The organism is Stappia sp. (genome assembly GCF_048268045.1).
GTDB lineage: Bacteria > Pseudomonadota > Alphaproteobacteria > Rhizobiales > Stappiaceae > Stappia.
Genome location: NZ_JBLWWG010000001.1, coordinates 30,902 through 48,490, shown reverse-complemented (window position 1 = coordinate 48,490; position 17,589 = coordinate 30,902). Strand labels below are relative to the sequence as shown.

Below are 17,589 nucleotides of genomic sequence, written 5' to 3'. Positions count from 1 at the left end.
CGATGACAGGGGTCGTCTTCAATCACGCAACGGTGCGCGAACGTGCCGACATGCTGACGTTCCTCGACCTCTGTGCCGGGCGCGGGCTCGACACGGTGTCGATCTGGGGCAATGAGATCGACAAGGTGGGCGAGGCGCGGGCGCTGGAGGCGATCCGCGCGCACGGACTGTCGGTCGCCGGCTACAACCGCATCGGCCCGTTCACGGCCGAGGGGCTTGGCGCGGCTGAGGCCGAGCTGGAGCGTGCCGCCCGCTTCGGGGCCGACCATGTTTTCCTGTTCACGGGCGGGCTTGAAGAGGGCGCGCGCGACCTTCCCGGCGCGCGACAGCGGGCCGAGGAGACAATCGCCGGCCTGCTGGAGCGCGCCCGGCGCGTTGGCGTCAAGCTGGCGATAGAGCCCTTGCACCCGATGCTTGTCGGCGACCGGACGCTGATCTCCAGCCTGAGCCACGCGAACGACATCTGCGACCGGCTGGGCGAGGGCATCGGCGTTGTTGTCGACGTGCATCACCTGTGGTGGGACGAACGGCTGGAGGCGGAAATCGCGCGTGCGGGCCGGGCCGGCCGGCTGCTTGGCTTCCATGTCAACGACTGGCTGGTGCCGACGCGGCACTTGCTCACGGACCGGGGCATGATGGGTGACGGCGTGATCGACCTTCCCGGCATCGAGGCGATGATGCGTCGCGCCGGGTTCGGCGGACCGGTCGAGGTGGAGATCTTCTCCAGCACCTGGTGGCAGCGCGATCCGGCGGAGGTGATGGATATCGCCTTGGATCGCTGCGCGAGGATTTTCGGAACGGAGCAGGCGGCATGGGCGGATTGATCCCCAACCTGGATGGCGCGTCGCAGATCTATGCGGTCTTCGGCGATCCGGTGGCGCAGGTGCAGACACCGCGGCTGGTGAACCCGATCTTCGCCGCGGCCGCGTGCAACATCTTCGCCGTTCCCTTTCATGTCACTCCGGCGCAGTTCGACAGCGCCTGGGATGCGTTTTCCATGCTCGATAACGTCGCCGGCATCGGCGTGACGGTGCCGCACAAGGTGGCGGCCGCGCGCAAGTGCGCGACGCTGACACCGACGGCGGAGGCCGTTGGCGCCGTTAATTCGATCCAGCGCAGTGCGGACGGGAGCATGCACGGGGCCCTGTTCGACGGCACCGGCTTTGTTCTGGGGATCGGCGCGCGCCGGGCGCGTCTTGCCGGCGCGCGGGTGCTGATGGTTGGCGCTGGTGGTGCCGGACGCGCCATTGCCCATGCGCTGGCGGGCGAGGGGATCGCCTCGCTGGCGCTCGTGGACCTCGATCCCGACGCCATCGCCTTCACCGCCTGGATGGTCAACGGCCTGTTGAAGCGCGAGGCGGCCACCGCCCTCGATCCGCTGGCGGAGGCGAGGTTCGACGTCGTGATCAATGCCTCGCCCATCGGCATCAAGGGCAATGCCGGCTTTCCGATCTCGCCGGAAGCCTTGCACAGCGACATGCTGGTCGCCGACATCGCGGCGCTTTCGGGCGAGACACAGCTTCTGCGCGATGCGAGGGCGGCCGGCGCGGCGACCTCGGACGGCAACGACATGCTGCAGGCGCAGATCGCGCTGATCGCCGGTTTCGCGTCCGGACTGCCCGCTGGAACGCCGCTGGGAGCCTGAGGCAGCACAGCCGAAGCCGCGACGACCCGGACGTCTCCGCAGCGCAGCCGCACGGGCGGTTGTCGGCTAGCCCCAGAGCGCGCTGATGTGGTCGGCGATGAGCCCGACCTGACCCTCGATCATCCGAAGACCGGAATGACACGCGACGCCACGACGTTTCGCGGCCTCGAGCAGCGGCGTGGTCTCCGGTTGGGCGATCACCTCGGCCATGGTCATGCCGGGATGCAGAAGGTCGGGATCGAGCGGCAACGCGTCCGTATCCTTGAGGCCCAGCGAGGTGGCGTTGATCACGAGCTGGCCGGCTTGCGGCAGGGGATCGCCGGCGCAGGCGTATTCGCGGCCCAGGTCGTCGTTGACCTTGCGGGCAAGCGCTTCGGCCTTGGCCCGGGTTCGATTGGCGACGATGATTTGCGAGGCGCCCGCCCCGGCAAGCGCGAAGGCAATGGCGACGGCGGCTCCGCCGGCGCCGATCATCAGGCAGCTTCGCCCGGCAATCGCGATCCCGGCGGCATTCAGTCCACGCACGAAGCCTTCGCCATCGAACTGATACCCCTTGAAACTGCCGTCTTCCTCGCGGCGAACCAGGTTCACCGCGCCGACGCGCTCGGCAACATGGTCAAGGCTGTCGCAAAGCGCCAGCGCCGCCTGCTTGTGGGGCAAGGTAATGCCGAAGCCGACAAGGTTCGGCATCGCCTTGAGGCCAGCCCAGCAGACGGCCAGATCGTTTGTCGGCACATGCAGGGGCACGCAGGCGATATCCGCGCCACGGGCCGCGAACAGCGGGTTGATCGCTCCGGGCGTGCGGGCCTGGGCGATCGGATCGCCGATCACGCCCATGAGCCGGGTGCCGCCGCCGATCACGACTGCCATGACAGATCCTCGCGCTTGAGCCAGACCATGCTGCCGTCCTCGACGCCGACGATCAGGTCGAGCGCGCCGCGTCCGGCCCAGTCGACCGCCTCGGGCGAGGCGACGTGCATGGCCATGGCGATCGTCTCTCCCTTGTGCTTCATCGCCACGGGCAGGGCAAAGCGCGGTTCCTCAGGCGTGCCGACATTGCGGGCGTAGAAGAGGCCGGCCTGTTTCGTGGTGTTGCGCGGCGCACCGGTTGCCGGGTCGTCGGGGACGCATGCCCGGGCGTGGGTGCCGAAGATCAGGTCGGTGCGTCCGCTGCCTTCCCAGTCGCACAGGCAGAGCTTCACGCGGCCGCGTCCGCCGCCCACGTCCACCGTGAAGCGGATGTCGCGGCCGTCCTCCCACTTGAGGTGGCGCTTGTCGGCGAGTTCCGTGTCCGACACTTTCGTCCAGTCCGAGAGCACACCATCCTCGTCCAGGGCGAGATAGTGCAGCGGACCGTCGCCGCCCCAGTCGGTTACGGCAGGGCGCACCCGCCAGACGGTCTTGAGCGGCTTGCCCCGGACGGTGAGCAGCTCCTCCTGCGCGAAGACCGGGGGAACGGTCCCCTTGCCGAGGTTTCGGAACAGGCGGTGATAGCCGGTCACGTCGCTGACGAGCAGATCGCCGGCGCCCGAGCCCGTCCAGTCGGCGACGGTGGGGCAGGTGTAGCCGAACATCTTTTCCGAGGGGCCCTGCACGGAGCCGGTAAGGCCGGCGGCGATGCGCACCGGCTGACCGGCCGCCGTCAGCATGACTTCCTTGTCGAGATGGCGGGGATCGCTATCGCCCCGGTTCGCGTAGAACAGAAGCTCGCCGGTGCTGTTGCCGACCACGAGGTCCGGGCGGCCGTCGCCGGTGAAATCATGGGCAGCCGGCGACGGTAGCACGCCGGCGTGGATCAGCGGCCGGGTGGTCTGCACGCGGCCGACCTTCTCGAAACGCGGCTGGCCGTCGTCTCCCTCGCCGCAGTTCCTCAGATAGGTCACATAGCCATCCTCGGCGCCGACGAGAATGTCGAGCCTGCCATCGCCGTTCCAGTCGGTGACACAGGGAAGATGGATGCACTGGTCGAGCTCGAGGACCTCGTCGCCCGGCGTGCGCACCAGGGTGTTCGGCTCGAAGTGGCCATCCTGGCGCTGGCGGGCGAGGTGCAGGATGTTCCAGAACTCGCCGGCGATCAGGCTCGTCTCGCCGGGCCGGAAGGTGCCGAACGCGGGCGCAAGCTGGCCGTAGACCTCCAGCGGCGTGTCACCAGCCAGCAGCGGACGGCCTTTCTCGAGAACCGGTGCGGCGAGCGATCCGGTGTTCTTGAAGGCATAGAGAAAGCCGCGCAGCGGGCCGCCGAGCCAGCGTCCGGCGGCGTCATAGCCGCGGTAGCCCTCGTCGTTCCATTCCAGTCCGTTGGGCCAGTAGTCGTCCCAGCTGTCGCTGCCGACGATCAGCTCCGGCACACCGTCACCGTCGATGTCATGGAACCGGACCATGTGGAAATATTCGTTTCCCTTGACCCAGTCGGCGTCGAGCTTGAGCACCACCGGCTCGCCGAACTCGGGCGCGCCCCGGCGGCCGATGTTGGGGAACAGGTAGATCTGGCGCCGCATGCGGGACGCGGACACGAGGTGGAAGACCTCGCCATCCGGAACGGCGGTCACGTATCCGCGAACGCCCTCGACGCATTCCTCCTCGCCGAGGATCGGCGTCCCGTCGTCGTTGGTGCCGATCTGCCGGCGCAGGAAGACCTTGCCGTCGTAGCAGGGGTCCCAGGTCGAGAGCAGAAGGTCGCGCGCGCCCGTCCCCGTCCAGTCGACCACGTCGACGCAGGTAATGATGCGCCCCGCGACGGAGGCCGAGGCGACATCCGGATGGTAGCTGAGCGCCTCGGGGCCATAGTCCGGCCCGTGCCAGACAGTTGCATCGTCCTCCCACCTCTTGACGTTCACGCGACGAACCTCCTTGTCGACTTGAATTCTGGAATGCTATTCTAAAATAAAAAATGATTACAAATCCATTGGAAAGAACGGAAAATGCGCAAGGGCTCTGACGGTATCGTACCGGTGATGCTGACACCTTTCACGGAAGACGACCGGATCGACTGGGATGGCCTCGCCCGTCTCGTCGACTGGTATGTCGCCCAGGGTGCGGACACCCTGTTTGCAGTGTGCCAGTCGAGCGAGATGCAGAGGCTGTCGCTGGCCGAACGCGTCGAACTGGCGCGGCGCACGATCGAGTTCGCCGACGGACGGGTCGGGGTCATCGGCTCGGGCCATATCAGCGATGCTCGGGACGCGCAGCGCGAGGAACTGATGGCGATGGCCGACACCGGCCTGGACGCGCTGGTCCTGGTGACCAATCACCTCGATCCCGCGAACGCGGGCGAGGCGGCGTTCCGCGAGGGGCTCGATGCCGTCCTCGGCTGGCTTCCCGGTGACTTGAAGCTGGGGCTCTACGAATGCCCGGCGCCATACCGGAGGCTTCTGAGTGACGACGAGTTCAAACTGTGCCGCGACACCGGACGCTTCGTGACGTTGAAGGATGTGTCCTGCGACCTTGAGACGGTGCGGCGGCGGGTCGGGCTTGCGGGCGATTCAGGCTTTGCCGTGGTGAACGCCAACGCGGCGATCGCCGCGCAGGCGATGCGGGCCGGTTCGCGCGGCTTTGCCGGGGTCTTCACCAACTTCCACCCGGATCTCTATGCCTGGCTCTACCGCAACCGGGATGCGGACAGCGATCTGTCGCGGCGGCTGGAAGTGTTCCTGGCGCTGGCGGCCATGGCCGAACCCATGGGCTATCCGGGCCTTGCCAAGATCTACCACACGCGCCTTGGGACCTTTGCCTCGGCGCACTCCCGGGTCACGGATTACGATATTTGCGAAAGGCACTGGGCCGTTATGGACCTGCTTGAGCACATCGAGACGGGCACGGCGCAATTCCGGGAGGAGATTGCGGCGCAATGACCATCCTGAACGTCGGCTCGATCAACTGGGATCGCGTGCTGCGGGTGCCGCATTTCCCGCAGCCGGGTGAGACGCTGCAGGCGTTCTCGGTGTCGGTCGGGCCTGGAGGCAAGGGGCTCAACCAGTCGGTTGCGATCCTGCGGGCCGGAGGATCGGTGCGTCACGTCGGGGCGGTTGGAGCCCTGGATGTACCAATGCGCGAGACCCTGCGTCGTCTGTCCCTCGACGACGGCGCGGTTGTCGGCGTCGAGGGCATCGAGACGGGAAGCGCGACGATCTTCGTCGACCGGGCCGGCGAGAACCTGATCGTGCTGGACTGGGGAGCGAATGGGCAGGTGCCGGATGGCGCCGTTCAGGCGGCCATCGAAGCGGCACAGGCGGGCGACTGGCTGCTGTTCCAGAACGAGACCAATCAGGCGGCGAGCTGCGCTCGGCCGGCACGTCGGCGCGGGCTGAAGGTGGCCTATTCGGCCGCCCCCTTTGTCGCCGATACGGTCGTTCCGCTGCTTGCCGATGTCGATCTGCTTTCCGTGAACGCAATCGAGCTTGAGCAATTGCTGCATGCCATAGGTGGCGCGGGCAACCTGCCGGAGAGCCTCGCGCTGCTTGTCACGCGCGGCGGCGAGGGCGCCGACTATATCGCCGGCGGCAGCAAAACGACGGTCGGCGCACATGCGGTGAGCGTCGTCGACACGACCGGGGCGGGCGACGTGTTCCTAGGTGCCTTCCTGGCGGAGACCGACAAGGGAGCCGATCCGGCCACCGCGATGGCGACGGCCAATGCCGCGGCGGCGCTACAGGTCGGACGGCACGGGGCGACGGAGGCGATTCCGACGCTGGCCGACATCCGCGCATTCCAGGCGCGGCGCGGCTGATCCGCCCGGCCCGGCGTCACGTCTTGCCGTTTGTCCTCGCGGTATGTTCGCTTGCGGGCGCATGGGCGTCGCCCTTGTCAATTGGGGGTAGGGTTCGGCCCTGAAATCGGCTAAGCCTTTGCGGCCTTGTTGTCGATGAAAGATGCCCGGTTCGTGATTTCGCTGCGCCCTGTCCTGAACGTTCTCGGTTTCCTCCATGTCGGGCTGGCGACGGCCATGCTGATTCCGGCGATGGTGGACGTGGCCGCGCGCAACGCCGACTGGCAGGCCTTTGTCATGTCGTCGCTGATCACCGGCCTGATCGGACTGTTGCTGTCGGTTGCCGTCGGTGGATCGCTCGGCGACGGGCTCAACATGCGCCAGACCTTCATCCTGACGACGCTGTCCTGGGTAACGCTGCCGGCCTTTGGCGCACTGCCGTTCCTGTGGCTTGGCGTCGGTTACGCGGACGCCGTCTTCGAGGCGGTGTCGGGATTCACCACGACCGGTTCGACCGTGCTTTCCGGCCTCGACGACCTGCCTCCGGGGCTGCTTGTCTGGCGCTCGCTGATGCAGTGGATGGGCGGCGTTGGCATCATCGTCATGGCCATCGTGCTGCTGCCGTTCCTGCGGATCGGCGGCATGCAGCTCTTCCAGAGTGAGAATTCCGACCGAAGCGAAAAGATCGTCGCCCGCTCCATCGAACTGGTGCGGCTGATCGGCGTCTCCTACCTGTTCCTGACCGGTCTTTGCGCGGCGGCCTTCTGGGCGACCGGCATGTCGCCCTTTGACGCGGTCAACCACGCCTTCACGACGGTGGGGACGGGCGGCTATTCCACCCACGACAAGTCTTTCGGCTTCTTCACAAACCCGGCGACGGCCTGGGTCGCGATCGTCTTCATGATCACCGGTGCGCTGCCCTTCGTGCTGATCATCCAGGCGCTCCGGGGGGCGCCACTGGCGCTTTGGCGCGATCCGCAGGTGCGTGCCTTCCTCGGCTTCATCGTCCTCGTCTCGCTGGCGGTCACCGTCTACATCGGCCTCGTGCACCGGTTGCCGTTCGAGGACGCGCTGCGGCTCTCCGCCTTCAATATGATCGCCATCATCACCGGCACGGGCTATGCCTACGGCGACTACACCACATGGGGAACGCCGGTGGTCGTGCTGGCGCTGCTGCTGAAGTTCGTCGGCGGCTGCACCGGCTCGACGACGGGCGGCATCAAGATCTTCCGCTTCCTGGTGTTCTTCGGCACCGTGCGGGCCCACCTGCGCCGCATGGTGCGCCCGAACCGCGTGGTGCCGGAGCTCTATGGCAACACCCGGCTGACGCCGGAACTGTCCTTCTCGGTGCTGGCCTTTCTCGTCGTCTACATGGGAACGGTCGGCATCATCACGCTGCTGCTGGCCGCCTTCGATCTCGATCTCGTCACAGCGCTGTCGGCGGCGGCGACCTCGGTCGGCAACGTCGGACCCGGACTGGGGCCGATCATCGGGCCGTCGGGCAATTTCGCGCCGCTTCCCGACGGGGCCAAATGGATCCTGTCCTTCGCCATGCTGATGGGGCGTCTCGAGCTCTTCACGGTCATCGTGCTGCTCGATCCCGATTTCTGGTCGCGCTGACACCGGGCGCGCCCGTTCTTCCAAGGGGTTTCCCCATGCGTTTTCCCACCGCTCTTGTTTCCGGGCGACTCGTGCGTCGCTACAAGCGGTTTCTCGCCGACGTCATTCTCGACGATGACGGCGAGACGATCACCGCCCATTGCGCCAACCCCGGCTCGATGCTGGGGCTCGCGCCGGAGGGCGCGCGCGTCTTCCTGTCGAAGTCGGACAACCCCAAGCGCAAGCTTGCCTATTCCTGGGAGATCGTGGAGGTCGACGGAGTGCTCGTGGGCATCAATACCGCGCATCCCAACGGGCTGGTCGAGGAGGCGCTTGCCGCCGGGCTTGTCGGTGAACTCGCCGGTTATTCGAGCCTGCGGCGCGAGGTCCGCTACGGGAAGAACTCGCGCATCGACATCCTGCTGGAGGAGAGCGACGGCCGGCCGGTCTATGTGGAGGTCAAGAACGTCCATCTGATGCGCGAGCCGGGACTGGCGGAATTTCCCGATTCCGTTACCGCGCGCGGTGCCAAGCATCTGGTGGAGATGGGGGACATGGTCGAGCAGGGGGCGCGCGCGGCGATGGTCTATCTGGTGCAGCGTCCCGATTGCGCGCGGATGAACCTGGCCGCGGACATCGACCCGGCATATGCGGCCGCCTTCGCAGCGGCGCGTGAGCGCGGTGTCGAGGCTTATGCCATCGGATGCCGGATCACGCCGGAGGAAATCGTCGTCGACCGGCGCGTCATGCTCGAGATGTGAGCACGGGTCGCGCCGGTCGACCTTTTAGGGTCAGGCGACGCTGCCGTTGTTGCGATCCTGAAGCACGATGATCGGCGTGTCGTTGGGGACGCGCGAAGCGAGATCGATGACATCCTGATTGAGCAGGCGGACGCAGCCCGAGGACACGGCCTTGCCGATGGACCAGGTCTCGAGCGTGCCGTGGATGCGATACAGCGTGTCGCGCCCGTTCTCGAAGATGTAGAGCGCGCGGGCGCCAAGGGGGTTTTCCAGCCCCGGCGCCATGCCGTTGCGATACTTCTCCAGCTCCGGCTGGCGCTGGATCATCTCCGCCGGCGGCGTCCAGCGCGGCCAGGCGCGCTTGTAGGCGATCCTGGCGCGGCCGCCCCAGGAGAAGCCGGCACGGCCGATGCCGACGCCGTAGCGCATCGCCTGCCCGTTCTCCATCACCAGATAGAGAAACCTGTTCGGCGTGTCGACGATCAGCGTGCCGGTGCGTTCGTCGGTCTGGTAGGGCACGACCTGGCGGAAATAAACCGGATCGAGCCTACGCAGATCGACGGCGGGAACCGGGAATTCCTCCTGGGGCATCGCCGCGTACATCTGCAGGTAATACGGGTCGATGGCCACCTGGGCGGGAGCGGTGGCCGCCGGCTGGAGGCGACCGTGCGGCGCCGACTGGCAACCGGCCAGGGCCAGGCCCGATATACCCGCCAGTCCGGTGAGAAAGCTGCGCCGCGACGGCAAGGCAAGATTGGGAGGCGTCATTGTCTTCATTTCGTTTCACATAGGTCAGATGCGCCAGCGGGCGAGTGGCAGCCCGGCGAGGGCAAGGGAAGGGGCGGCGCGTCCCGAGGGACACGGGAAGAACCCCGAGCACACGCGGTCGGTTCCACGGTTCCGGGAAAACCGTTCAGGCGCGCGGTGGCGGATTGTCGAGAGCGGGTTCCGCGAGTGCGATCAGCGTCCCGGTCTCGCGCGGGTGCCGGCGCGCGGAGCGCTCGGGAGGCGCGAGGCGCGGGGTGCCTGGCGCGACATAGGGCACGCACTTGCCCTGCAGGGCACAGGAGCGCAACGGACCTCCGCGCGCCACCTCCCGCGTGGCCGACGCTTCCGTCGCCGTCGCGCCCGGGGCCTCGAGGCTGCGCAGGGAGGACGCACGCAGGTTCGCCCCGCCCGCGTGCAACGCGAAGGCGAGGAGAAGAAACACGGTCAGGCCGTGGCGAAGGCTGGCGCCGAATCCGCTCATGTCTCCCTTTTGCCTAGGAAAATGCGCCGAAATAGCGGCGCGCGCCTATCTCGGCGGTTCAGCCCTGCGTATTGGTCGCGATCGGCGGCTGGAATTGCCAGCCCATGTCCCAGGGGAAGTAGATCCAGGTGTCCTGCGACACCTCGGTGACGAAGGTGTCGACCAGCGGGCGGCCCATCGGTTTGGCGTAGACGGTTGCGAAATGCGCGTCCGGCAGCATCTCGCGCACGACCCGCGCGGTCTTGCCGGTGTCGACCAGATCGTCGATGACCAGCACGCTCGCGCCCTTGCCGCCGTCAAGGTCGATGACATCCGGGTCGACGGGCTTGATGACCTTGAGCGCGCCCTGGGATTCGTAATCGTGATAGGAGGCGATGCAGACCGTCTCGATCATGCGGATGCCCAGTTCGCGGGCAACGATCGCCGCCGGAACGAGACCGCCGCGGGTGATGCAGACGATGGCTTCCCACTTGCCCTGGCTGGACAGGCGCCACGCAAGCGCGCGACAGTCCCGGTGGAACTGGTCCCAGGAGACGGGGAAGGCTTTCGGGGCTTGCGGGTTTTCCATGTAATCTCGTCCTGATGGCGGTGTGTCTTAGGGGTTCGGTGCCTGGCGGGTCGTCTCGGCGACGGCCTCGCTCACGGCGGATGCGGCACGCTCCAGAAGCGCTTCGTCGCGTGAGCGCACGACAATCTGCGTGGAGAAGCGGCCGTCGTTGGAACGGGGGTAGGAGCCGATCATCGTTCCGGGGTTCTCGTCCTGGATCGTGCGCAGGCGGTCGGCGATGCGACTTTCGGGAAGGTCGGCGTCGATGGCGCGCGACAGGATGCGGGTTCCTGTCTTCAGCGTGGGGGCGATGGCGTCGAGCATCGCCTGCATGATCGCGGGAACGCCGGCCATCACATGCACGTTGCCGATGCGAAATCCTGGAGCCTTGGAAACCGTGTTCTCGATCAGCTCCGCGCCCTGCGGGATGCGCGCCATGCGCAGGCGCGCCTGAGTAAGCTGTCCCTCGGGATAGAACGCCTTGAGAATCGCGACGGCGCGTGGGTCGTGGTCAATCGGCACGTCGAAGGCTGCGGCGATGGAATCGGCGGTGATGTCGTCATGGGTCGGCCCGATGCCGCCGGAGGTGAACACATATGTATAGCGCGCGCGCAGCGCGTTGACCGCCTCGACGATGCGCTCGGTAACGTCGGGCACGACACGGACCTCGGCGAGATCGATGCCGAGCGCGGTTAGATATTCGGCCAGATAGCCGATGTTCTTGTCCTTGGTGCGGCCTGAGAGGATCTCGTCGCCAATGACGAGAAACGCGGCGGTGACGATCGTGTCCTGGCGCTCGCCGGTCATGAGTCGCGGTTTCCTGCTTTCCGGTGCATCATTTCCCCGATGCCGGGCGCTCACGCTTCGGCCGGAGGTTGCCATCCATATAGCCAATCGAGCCGTCCGAGAAGACGTATCGCGGGCAGGGTGCGCATCACCGTGTCCCGGGCAAGCGCCAGCGGGCCGGACATGTGATAGATGCGGTCGTTTTCCCGCGCCAGACGAAGCACGCGCTCCGCCCGGTTCTGGCGTGCATCCTGATAGGCGGAGAAGGCGGCGGGAATCGTGTCGTGACGCTCGACCTCGCGCGCCAGGACTGCCGCGTCCTCCACTGCCATTGCCGCGCCCTGGGCGGCAAAGGGAAGCATGCCGTGGGCGGCATCGCCCAACAGGGCGAGCCGGCCGTCGACCCAGCTCGAGCCGGGGTCCATGCCGCATAGCGCCCACTTCAGCCAGCTTTCCGGCCTCTCCAGCAAGGCGCGAACCTCTGCTGGCCAGTCGCGGAAATGGCCGAGCAGTTCGTCGCGTGCGGCGGGTCCCGACCAGGTTTCCTGTTGCCAGTCCTCGCTGACAATGGCGACGACGTTGAGCTGGGTGCCGGCGCGGACCGGGTAGTGGACGATATGGGCGTTGCGACCGATCCACAGTCCGGTGACATGACGCCAGTCGCCGGGAACGGAGTCGATGGGGAAAACCGCGCGATAGGCGGTGCGTCCGCTGTAGACGGCCTGGCGGATGCCCATGACACGGCGGCGGACCTGGGACCAGACGCCGTCCGCGCCGATGAGGCCGCAGCCGGTCTGGAGATCGCCGCGGTCGCTTTCCTCGAGCGCGATGGTGACGCGGGAAGCGTCTTGCGTCGCGTCGCGAAGACTTGCTCCAAGCGTCAGGGTGACGCCAGCGGAAAGGCGCGCCGCATCGAGCAGAATCGATTGCAGGTCGGCGCGGTGGATGACGAGATAGGGCGCGCCGTAGCGCTCCTCGACGGTTTTTCCGAGCGGCACGTCTGCTAGCGCGCGGCCCGTGCGCGCCGACATGATCCGGATTGCTTCCGGGGCCACCGCATGCCGCTTCAGCACCTCCTCGAGGCCGAAGGCGCGGTAGATGTGCATCGCGTTGGGCGGGATCTGCAGGCCGGAGCCGACCGGGTCGAGGCGCTCGGCGCGCTCCAGAACCGTGACCGGTATCGCCCGGCGTGACAGCGCCAGTGCGGTGGTCAGTCCACCTATGCCGGCTCCTGCCACATAGAGGGGGCCGGAGCCTGTTTCGGAAGTCGCCATGTTTTTGTCCGGCGTGTGTCCCGCGTCATGCAGCGCGAAGCCGATGACGCCGCGCGGTCACGCCGCTTCGGGCTTCCAAAGGCAGCCGGCCGGCTCCGTCTCACCCGCGCCGAGCTTCGCATTGTAGCGGTACAGCGTCGAGCAATAGGGGCAGACGATCTCCGTCTCGTCACCCATGTCGAGATAGACATGCGGGTGATCGAAAGGCGGTCGTGCGCCGACGCACTGGAATTCCTTCGCGCCGATCTCGATGGTCTCGAAGCCGCTGTCGTTCTGGAAATGGGGGATCACTGCGTCCGCCATCGCATCCATCCTTGCCGTTCGGGTCGATGTTTGGCGGGACCATACGCAGGAAGACCCGGATTGAACAGGGGAAAGCGGCGAGAGGGATGCGACATTCCAGCCGGTGGAGCTGATCCGCGGGCACTTCTGGTCGGCAAATGCGATGAATGACATTGCCTTCGTCGCGTGGCGCGGGACTTTTCAACAAGGGAGCGGGGCTCTATCGTAGCGGGAGCAAATGTAACCTTTACGTAAGGGTAAGAGGATAGATGCCCCACTTCGATTCCGCCGGACTGCGACTTGCCTACCTCGACGAGGGGCGGGGCGAGCCGATCCTGCTCATCCACGGATTTGCATCCAACAAGCAGGTGAACTGGGTCTATCCCGGTTGGGTCAAGCTGCTGACGGAGACCGGGCGCAGGGTCATAGCGATCGACAACCGCGGGCATGGCGAGAGCCAGGGAAGCCACAAGCCGGATGATTACGGTGCGCCGGCGATGGCGGAGGATGCCTTTCGGCTTCTCGACCATCTCGGCATCGGTCGTGCCGACGTGATGGGCTACTCGATGGGCGCGCGCATTTCCGCCTTTCTCGCGCTCAATCATCCCGAGCGGGTACGCAGCGTCGTCTTTGGCGGCCTTGGCTATGGAATGGTGTCCGGCGTCGGCGATCCCGAGCCGATCGCATCAGCCCTCGAGGCGGAGAAGCTCTCCGATGTGACTGACCGCACCGGGCGCGCCTTCCGCGCCTTCGCCGAGCAGACGAAGTCGGACCGGCTGGCGCTTGCGGCCTGCATGCGCTCCTCGCGCCAGAAGATCTCGGAGGAGGAAATCTCGCGCATCCGGCAGCCGGTTCTGGTTGCCGTCGGCACGAAGGACGATATTGCCGGTTCGCCTCAGAAGCTTGCCGCGCTGATGCAGCATGCCGAGGTGCTGGAGATTCCCAACCGCGATCACATGGTTGCCGTCGGCGACAAGGTCTACAAGCAGGGTGTCGTCGACTTCCTCCAGGCCTTGGCGCGGGCGGGTGTGTCATGAGTGCGCGCACGGTCGAACTTCGCGGCGCGGAGGGCAATATCCTCGTCGCAGACCGTTTCGGCAGTGGGGCCCGGTCGGCATTGCTTCTCCATGGCGGTGGGCAGACCCGCCATGCCTGGGACGCGACCGGAGTGCGGCTGGCCGAGCGCGGTCTCAATGCGTGGAGCATGGATCAGCGCGGCCATGGAGACAGCGCCTGGGTGGAGAGCGGCGCCTATGACTTCACCGATTTCGCCCGCGACGTCGTTTCCGTCAGCGACCTGATCGTCAGCGAGACCGGCGCACGACCGATCGCCATTGGCGCGTCGCTTGGTGGAATAGCGGCGCTTCTGGCGGAGGGGAGGCTGCAGCCGGGAACGCTCTCCGCACTGGTGCTGGTAGACGTGACGCCGCGCATGGATCCTTCCGGCGTCGACAGGATCATCTCCTTCATGGCGGAGCGTATGCACGAGGGCTTTGCCTCGGTGGAAGAGGCGGCCGACGCCATCGCCAGCTATCTGCCCCATCGCCGCCGCCCCTCGAACCTCGACGGTCTTTCGAAGAACCTGCGGCTGCATGAGGACGGGCGCTATCGCTGGCACTGGGACCCGCGTTTCATCGACGGCCGCCACGGCACCGAGGCGCGGCCGCAGGATGTGGAGGCGCAGCTCGTCGCCTCGGCGGCGGCGTTGCGCCTGCCCGTGCTGCTTGTGCGGGGCGCGCGTTCCGAGCTCGTCACCGACGCGCATGTCGAGGAGTTCCTGTCCCTCGTTCCCCAGGCCGAATACGCGGATGTAAAGGGCGCGGGGCATATGGTGGCCGGAGACCGGAATGACGCCTTCGCCGATGCGGTGGTGTCGTTCCTGGAAAAATTGAAAGCCGCCTGAAGCCGCCTTCGTGCCATGCGGGCGGGACGTTCCGGTGTGCGGGGCGCGCCACGCGCGCTACGGGGGAATTCTATATTTTTCAGAGACCTATATGGTAAACTGAAAGTTAACGCGGAGCGTGAGCGTGTTTAAGCTTCCTGTGAGGAGATTGCTCCAGCAGGTTGGCTAGCAAGATCTTTCGGTGTTTGCGTCGGCTTGGATCTTTTGGGCGCTTGAAGCGCTGCTTCAGGTTCTTCATGCGATGAATCTCCTGCTTCGCAAGGAGAATCAATCAGCCTGATTGCGCGGTAAGGAATCAGGCGGTGTGGCCGGCGTCAAGAGCGACTGCGGCAGGTCCCCGGCAGGGCGCGGCTTCCAGGCGAAAGTACGTCGCATTCCATCCCTGCACCTTCGCTGAAACCGGTTAACAAAACGACTCGCACCACGCGCGAGACGCCTCGCTGCCTCCCCTATGGTCATCGCCGGGGCGATGGCTATATGATGTCTCCCGAGACCGCAGTCACAATGCATGCGCCCGGACGTTGCCTCAGGGGCCGGCCGGGGCAAGGAGGCAGGCATGCCGCAATCCACACACGCAACGGAAGCGGCAGTGCTGCCGCGCCACGATCCCGTCTGGGAGCGTCTTCACGAGGAAGCGGAGGCAATGGTTCGCGCCGAGCCGGCGCTTTCCTCGTTCGTCTATGAGACCGTCCTCAATCACGACCGGCTGGAGGAGGCGGTGGTCCATCGTCTTGCCGACCGGCTTGGCCATGTGGTCGTTTCGGCCTCTCTCATCCGGCAGACCTATCTGGAGGCGCTGGTCGAGAGCCGGGAGCTTGCCGAGACGTTCCGCGTCGATATCGTGGCCGTCTATGATCGCGACCCGGCCTGCACCCGCTTCCTGGAGCCGCTGCTTTACTTCAAGGGGTTCCACGCGCTGCAGACGCACCGGCTGGCCAACTGGTTGTGGAAGCGCGGGCGCAAGGATTTCGCGCTCTATCTGCAGAGCCGCTGCTCGGAGGTGTTCCAGGTGGACATCCATCCGGCCGTGCCGGTCGGCAACGGCGTCTTCGTCGATCACGCCACGGGCATTGTCGTCGGTGCGACCGCGCAGATCGGCGACAATGTCTCGATCCTCCAGAACGTGACGCTCGGCGGCACTGGCAAGGAGGAGGGCGACCGCCATCCCAAGATCCACAACGGCGTTCTGATTGGCGCCGGCGCCAAGGTGCTCGGCAACATCGACATCGGCCATTGCTCGAAGATCGCCTCCGGCTCGGTGGTGCTCCACGACGTGCCGGCGAACTCGACCGTGGCGGGCGTTCCGGCCAGGGTGGTCGGCGCGGCGGGGTGCGCCGAGCCGTCGCGCACGATGAACCAGCTGATCGTCGATGAACCACAGAGTGACAAGGCGTAGTCCGACCCGGGCGCGGCCAGGGTCAGAGACGGTGAACAGCGCCTCCTGTGCGGCGGAATTGCCCCTGCCGCATTGGTGGCTCATTCGCGCATCACTTCTCCCCAGGCGAAGCTCGCATGGGGAAAGTGGCCGCGAGTGCCTTGGCTCGACGCTTTGAACGTGTAGGGTTCGCGCATCGACGGTGCCCGGGCCGGTCGCCGTTTCGGTGTCCGGTCGCATCGCGCGGAACCGCTGGTTCGCGCGGGGCGCCACAGGAACATGACACCCGCCGGGCCGGCTTGCCCGGGCGGGCGACGAGAGGAGCCGACCGTGAAGGCAGACGAAATCCGCAAGCTTGAACTCTATTTCCAGAAGAAATTCGAGCTGCCGAAGCTTGCCGTCCGGGCGCGCCCGAAGAAGGACGATTCCGCCGAGGTCTACATTGGTGACGAGTTCATCGGCGTGGTCTATCGCGATGACGATGATGGCGATCTGAGCTGGAATTTCTCGATGGCCATCCTTGAGATGGACATCGAAGAGATGTGATTTTCCCTCGGCTCGAGGTCGACAGGACACGAAGGCGCGGCGAACAGGGTTCGGCGCGCCTTTTTTCTTTGCTCAGATATCGGGGTCAGGGGCGAAGCGAGGCGACGAGCGCGCCGACGCGGGCATCGAGTTCGCGCCAGTTTGCAAGTTGGGCCTGGCGGAAGCGGTAGGTCGCGAACAGTCGGTCGCCAATGCGGATCGAGCGCTCGCAATTGGCGGCGAGCGACTTTTCACGCGGGGTGAAGCAGCGGGCCGCAAACAGCCCCTCCGGCTCGGCACGGTGGGCGACGAAGTCGGTGCCCGAGGCGCTGTCGCCGGGAAGCGGCAGCAGCGCAAGGCCCTCGGGGCCTGGCAGGGATTCGCCGGCTGCCAGCGACAGCCACACCCGGCGCAGCCGCTCGCTCGTGTCCATCGTCTCGGCATCATCGGAAAGCGCGATGTTGAGCACCGGCGAGCGGTCGCCGGCATCGGCGAAGTCGCGGGCGCGCAATTCGCTGTAGCCTTCCATCGACGGCCACAGCACCGAGAGATTGACACGCTCCAGGCTGCCGCCGGCGACGCGCTCCTCGACCCTGCGCATCATGTTGGCCGGGATTGAAAGCGTGAGCGTTCCAAGGGAGACGGGAATGTGCTCGGCGCGCGCGCTCCAGCCGCTGGGCGCGCGTGCGAAGCTCATCCAGGAGCCGACCGTATGAGCAACGAAGGCCGTGCCGGCCAGCGCCAGCGCGAGCACGATCGGCGTGAAGTGTCGCGCCCGCATGCCCGTACCGTTCGGGAGCGACATCGGCATCGTCATGCGCTCCCCATCCTTGCTTCGTTCCTCTGCATGGGCGCTGCGCGCCTGTTCCGCCGTGGGACACCTGTCCCGTTTCGAAGCGGAAGGCGGTGCCTCTTGCGCGCCATTTCATGGTTACCGGTTCGTTAACGGACCGATACAC

19 protein-coding genes are annotated in these 17,589 nt (G+C 66.4%); 10 read left to right on the top strand and 9 right to left on the bottom strand.

Annotated features, from left to right (window positions below; translation table 11 throughout):
- Positions 1 to 2: 2 nt before the first annotated feature.
- Both ACN0WF_RS00280 and ACN0WF_RS00275 read left to right on the top strand, forming a co-directional pair.
- Positions 3 to 824: a sugar phosphate isomerase/epimerase family protein gene (locus tag ACN0WF_RS00280; protein ID WP_417770763.1), complete on the top strand. Its 822-nt coding sequence runs from the start codon at positions 3 to 5 to the stop codon at positions 822 to 824.
- Positions 812 to 1,645 carry a shikimate dehydrogenase family protein gene (locus tag ACN0WF_RS00275; RefSeq protein WP_417770762.1) on the top strand — a complete coding sequence of 278 codons (834 nt, stop codon included), beginning with the start codon at positions 812 to 814 and terminating at the stop codon, positions 1,643 to 1,645. Before ACN0WF_RS00280 ends, ACN0WF_RS00275 begins: the two co-directional genes overlap by 13 nt.
- A 66-nt stretch (positions 1,646 to 1,711) precedes the next feature.
- Here ACN0WF_RS00275 and ACN0WF_RS00270 read toward each other — a convergent pair whose 3' ends face one another.
- Both ACN0WF_RS00270 and ACN0WF_RS00265 read right to left on the bottom strand, forming a co-directional pair.
- Positions 1,712 to 2,515 carry a shikimate dehydrogenase family protein gene (locus ACN0WF_RS00270; RefSeq protein WP_417770761.1) on the bottom strand — a complete coding sequence of 268 codons (804 nt, stop codon included), beginning with the start codon at positions 2,513 to 2,515 and terminating at the stop codon, positions 1,712 to 1,714.
- The gene (locus tag ACN0WF_RS00265) at positions 2,503 to 4,482 is read right to left on the bottom strand and encodes an FG-GAP repeat domain-containing protein (RefSeq protein ID WP_417770760.1); all 1,980 of its coding nucleotides are present in this window, start codon (positions 4,480 to 4,482) and stop codon (positions 2,503 to 2,505) included. The genes ACN0WF_RS00270 and ACN0WF_RS00265 overlap by 13 nt, the downstream gene beginning before the upstream one ends.
- Before the next feature lie 84 nt (positions 4,483 to 4,566).
- Between ACN0WF_RS00265 and ACN0WF_RS00260 the strand changes: the two genes are divergently transcribed.
- The 4 genes from ACN0WF_RS00260 to sfsA all read left to right on the top strand — a co-directional run bounded on the left by ACN0WF_RS00260 (position 4,567) and on the right by sfsA (position 8,710).
- Positions 4,567 to 5,496, top strand: coding sequence for a dihydrodipicolinate synthase family protein (locus ACN0WF_RS00260; RefSeq protein WP_417770759.1), 930 nt, complete (start codon positions 4,567 to 4,569; stop codon positions 5,494 to 5,496).
- Entirely contained in the window at positions 5,493 to 6,371 is an 879-nt protein-coding gene (locus ACN0WF_RS00255; RefSeq protein ID WP_417770758.1) for a ribokinase, read from the top strand. Before ACN0WF_RS00260 ends, ACN0WF_RS00255 begins: the two co-directional genes overlap by 4 nt.
- Positions 6,372 to 6,506: 135 nt before the next feature.
- The gene (locus ACN0WF_RS00250; RefSeq protein WP_417770757.1) at positions 6,507 to 7,970 is read left to right on the top strand and encodes a TrkH family potassium uptake protein; all 1,464 of its coding nucleotides are present in this window, start codon (positions 6,507 to 6,509) and stop codon (positions 7,968 to 7,970) included.
- A 35-nt stretch (positions 7,971 to 8,005) separates the two neighbouring features.
- On the top strand, positions 8,006 to 8,710 hold the full coding sequence (gene sfsA / locus ACN0WF_RS00245) for a DNA/RNA nuclease SfsA (RefSeq protein WP_417770756.1): 705 nt from the start codon (positions 8,006 to 8,008) through the stop codon (positions 8,708 to 8,710).
- 30 nt (positions 8,711 to 8,740) lie between these two features.
- Here sfsA and ACN0WF_RS00240 read toward each other — a convergent pair whose 3' ends face one another.
- From ACN0WF_RS00240 to ACN0WF_RS00215, 6 genes are all read right to left on the bottom strand, one after another.
- Positions 8,741 to 9,457 carry a L,D-transpeptidase gene (locus ACN0WF_RS00240; protein WP_417770755.1) on the bottom strand — a complete coding sequence of 239 codons (717 nt, stop codon included), beginning with the start codon at positions 9,455 to 9,457 and terminating at the stop codon, positions 8,741 to 8,743.
- A gap of 145 nt (positions 9,458 to 9,602) precedes the next feature.
- The gene (locus ACN0WF_RS00235) at positions 9,603 to 9,938 is read right to left on the bottom strand and encodes a hypothetical protein (RefSeq protein ID WP_417770754.1); all 336 of its coding nucleotides are present in this window, start codon (positions 9,936 to 9,938) and stop codon (positions 9,603 to 9,605) included.
- 58 nt (positions 9,939 to 9,996) lie between these two features.
- The gene (gpt, locus tag ACN0WF_RS00230) at positions 9,997 to 10,506 is read right to left on the bottom strand and encodes a xanthine phosphoribosyltransferase (RefSeq protein ID WP_417770753.1); all 510 of its coding nucleotides are present in this window, start codon (positions 10,504 to 10,506) and stop codon (positions 9,997 to 9,999) included.
- A gap of 27 nt (positions 10,507 to 10,533) precedes the next feature.
- Complete coding sequence (locus ACN0WF_RS00225; RefSeq protein WP_417770752.1) at positions 10,534 to 11,292, bottom strand: competence/damage-inducible protein A; 759 nt, start codon at positions 11,290 to 11,292, stop codon at positions 10,534 to 10,536.
- A 50-nt stretch (positions 11,293 to 11,342) separates the two neighbouring features.
- Entirely contained in the window at positions 11,343 to 12,545 is a 1,203-nt protein-coding gene (locus ACN0WF_RS00220) for an FAD-dependent monooxygenase (RefSeq protein ID WP_417770751.1), read from the bottom strand.
- A gap of 57 nt (positions 12,546 to 12,602) precedes the next feature.
- Positions 12,603 to 12,848: a zinc-finger domain-containing protein gene (locus ACN0WF_RS00215; RefSeq protein WP_417770750.1), complete on the bottom strand. Its 246-nt coding sequence runs from the start codon at positions 12,846 to 12,848 to the stop codon at positions 12,603 to 12,605.
- 248 nt (positions 12,849 to 13,096) lie between these two features.
- On the opposite strand from ACN0WF_RS00215, the gene ACN0WF_RS00210 reads away from it, so the two are divergent.
- From ACN0WF_RS00210 to ACN0WF_RS00195, 4 genes are all read left to right on the top strand, one after another.
- The gene (locus tag ACN0WF_RS00210; RefSeq protein WP_417770749.1) at positions 13,097 to 13,864 is read left to right on the top strand and encodes an alpha/beta fold hydrolase; all 768 of its coding nucleotides are present in this window, start codon (positions 13,097 to 13,099) and stop codon (positions 13,862 to 13,864) included.
- Positions 13,861 to 14,730: an alpha/beta fold hydrolase gene (locus tag ACN0WF_RS00205; RefSeq protein WP_417770748.1), complete on the top strand. Its 870-nt coding sequence runs from the start codon at positions 13,861 to 13,863 to the stop codon at positions 14,728 to 14,730. The genes ACN0WF_RS00210 and ACN0WF_RS00205 overlap by 4 nt, the downstream gene beginning before the upstream one ends.
- Before the next feature lie 556 nt (positions 14,731 to 15,286).
- Positions 15,287 to 16,126 (top strand): serine O-acetyltransferase, encoded by an 840-nt coding sequence (cysE, locus tag ACN0WF_RS00200; protein ID WP_417770747.1) that lies wholly within the window; start codon positions 15,287 to 15,289, stop codon positions 16,124 to 16,126.
- 309 nt (positions 16,127 to 16,435) lie between these two features.
- The gene (locus tag ACN0WF_RS00195) at positions 16,436 to 16,651 is read left to right on the top strand and encodes a DUF3126 family protein (RefSeq protein WP_417770746.1); all 216 of its coding nucleotides are present in this window, start codon (positions 16,436 to 16,438) and stop codon (positions 16,649 to 16,651) included.
- Positions 16,652 to 16,736: 85 nt separating this feature from the next.
- Here the strand turns inward: ACN0WF_RS00195 and ACN0WF_RS00190 are convergent, their stop codons facing one another.
- Positions 16,737 to 17,441: a hypothetical protein gene (locus ACN0WF_RS00190; protein ID WP_417770745.1), complete on the bottom strand. Its 705-nt coding sequence runs from the start codon at positions 17,439 to 17,441 to the stop codon at positions 16,737 to 16,739.
- Positions 17,442 to 17,589 lie beyond the last annotated feature (148 nt).

What these genes read in the sequence shown, in the direction of transcription:
- ACN0WF_RS00280 (WP_417770763.1), top strand. Translation starts at nt 3, where the DNA reads ATGACAGGGGTCGTCTTCAATCACGCAACGGTGCGCGAACGTGCCGAC.
- ACN0WF_RS00275 (WP_417770762.1), top strand. Translation starts at nt 812, where the DNA reads ATGGGCGGATTGATCCCCAACCTGGATGGCGCGTCGCAGATCTATGCG.
- ACN0WF_RS00270 (WP_417770761.1), bottom strand. Translation starts at nt 2,515, where the DNA reads ATGGCAGTCGTGATCGGCGGCGGCACCCGGCTCATGGGCGTGATCGGC.
- ACN0WF_RS00260 (WP_417770759.1), top strand. Translation starts at nt 4,567, where the DNA reads ATGCGCAAGGGCTCTGACGGTATCGTACCGGTGATGCTGACACCTTTC.
- ACN0WF_RS00255 (WP_417770758.1), top strand. Translation starts at nt 5,493, where the DNA reads ATGACCATCCTGAACGTCGGCTCGATCAACTGGGATCGCGTGCTGCGG.
- ACN0WF_RS00250 (WP_417770757.1), top strand. Translation starts at nt 6,507, where the DNA reads ATGAAAGATGCCCGGTTCGTGATTTCGCTGCGCCCTGTCCTGAACGTT.
- sfsA (WP_417770756.1), top strand. Translation starts at nt 8,006, where the DNA reads ATGCGTTTTCCCACCGCTCTTGTTTCCGGGCGACTCGTGCGTCGCTAC.
- ACN0WF_RS00240 (WP_417770755.1), bottom strand. Translation starts at nt 9,457, where the DNA reads ATGACGCCTCCCAATCTTGCCTTGCCGTCGCGGCGCAGCTTTCTCACC.
- ACN0WF_RS00235 (WP_417770754.1), bottom strand. Translation starts at nt 9,938, where the DNA reads ATGAGCGGATTCGGCGCCAGCCTTCGCCACGGCCTGACCGTGTTTCTT.
- gpt (WP_417770753.1), bottom strand. Translation starts at nt 10,506, where the DNA reads ATGGAAAACCCGCAAGCCCCGAAAGCCTTCCCCGTCTCCTGGGACCAG.
- ACN0WF_RS00225 (WP_417770752.1), bottom strand. Translation starts at nt 11,292, where the DNA reads ATGACCGGCGAGCGCCAGGACACGATCGTCACCGCCGCGTTTCTCGTC.
- ACN0WF_RS00220 (WP_417770751.1), bottom strand. Translation starts at nt 12,545, where the DNA reads ATGGCGACTTCCGAAACAGGCTCCGGCCCCCTCTATGTGGCAGGAGCC.
- ACN0WF_RS00215 (WP_417770750.1), bottom strand. Translation starts at nt 12,848, where the DNA reads ATGGCGGACGCAGTGATCCCCCATTTCCAGAACGACAGCGGCTTCGAG.
- ACN0WF_RS00210 (WP_417770749.1), top strand. Translation starts at nt 13,097, where the DNA reads ATGCCCCACTTCGATTCCGCCGGACTGCGACTTGCCTACCTCGACGAG.
- ACN0WF_RS00205 (WP_417770748.1), top strand. Translation starts at nt 13,861, where the DNA reads ATGAGTGCGCGCACGGTCGAACTTCGCGGCGCGGAGGGCAATATCCTC.
- cysE (WP_417770747.1), top strand. Translation starts at nt 15,287, where the DNA reads ATGCCGCAATCCACACACGCAACGGAAGCGGCAGTGCTGCCGCGCCAC.
- ACN0WF_RS00190 (WP_417770745.1), bottom strand. Translation starts at nt 17,441, where the DNA reads ATGCCGATGTCGCTCCCGAACGGTACGGGCATGCGGGCGCGACACTTC.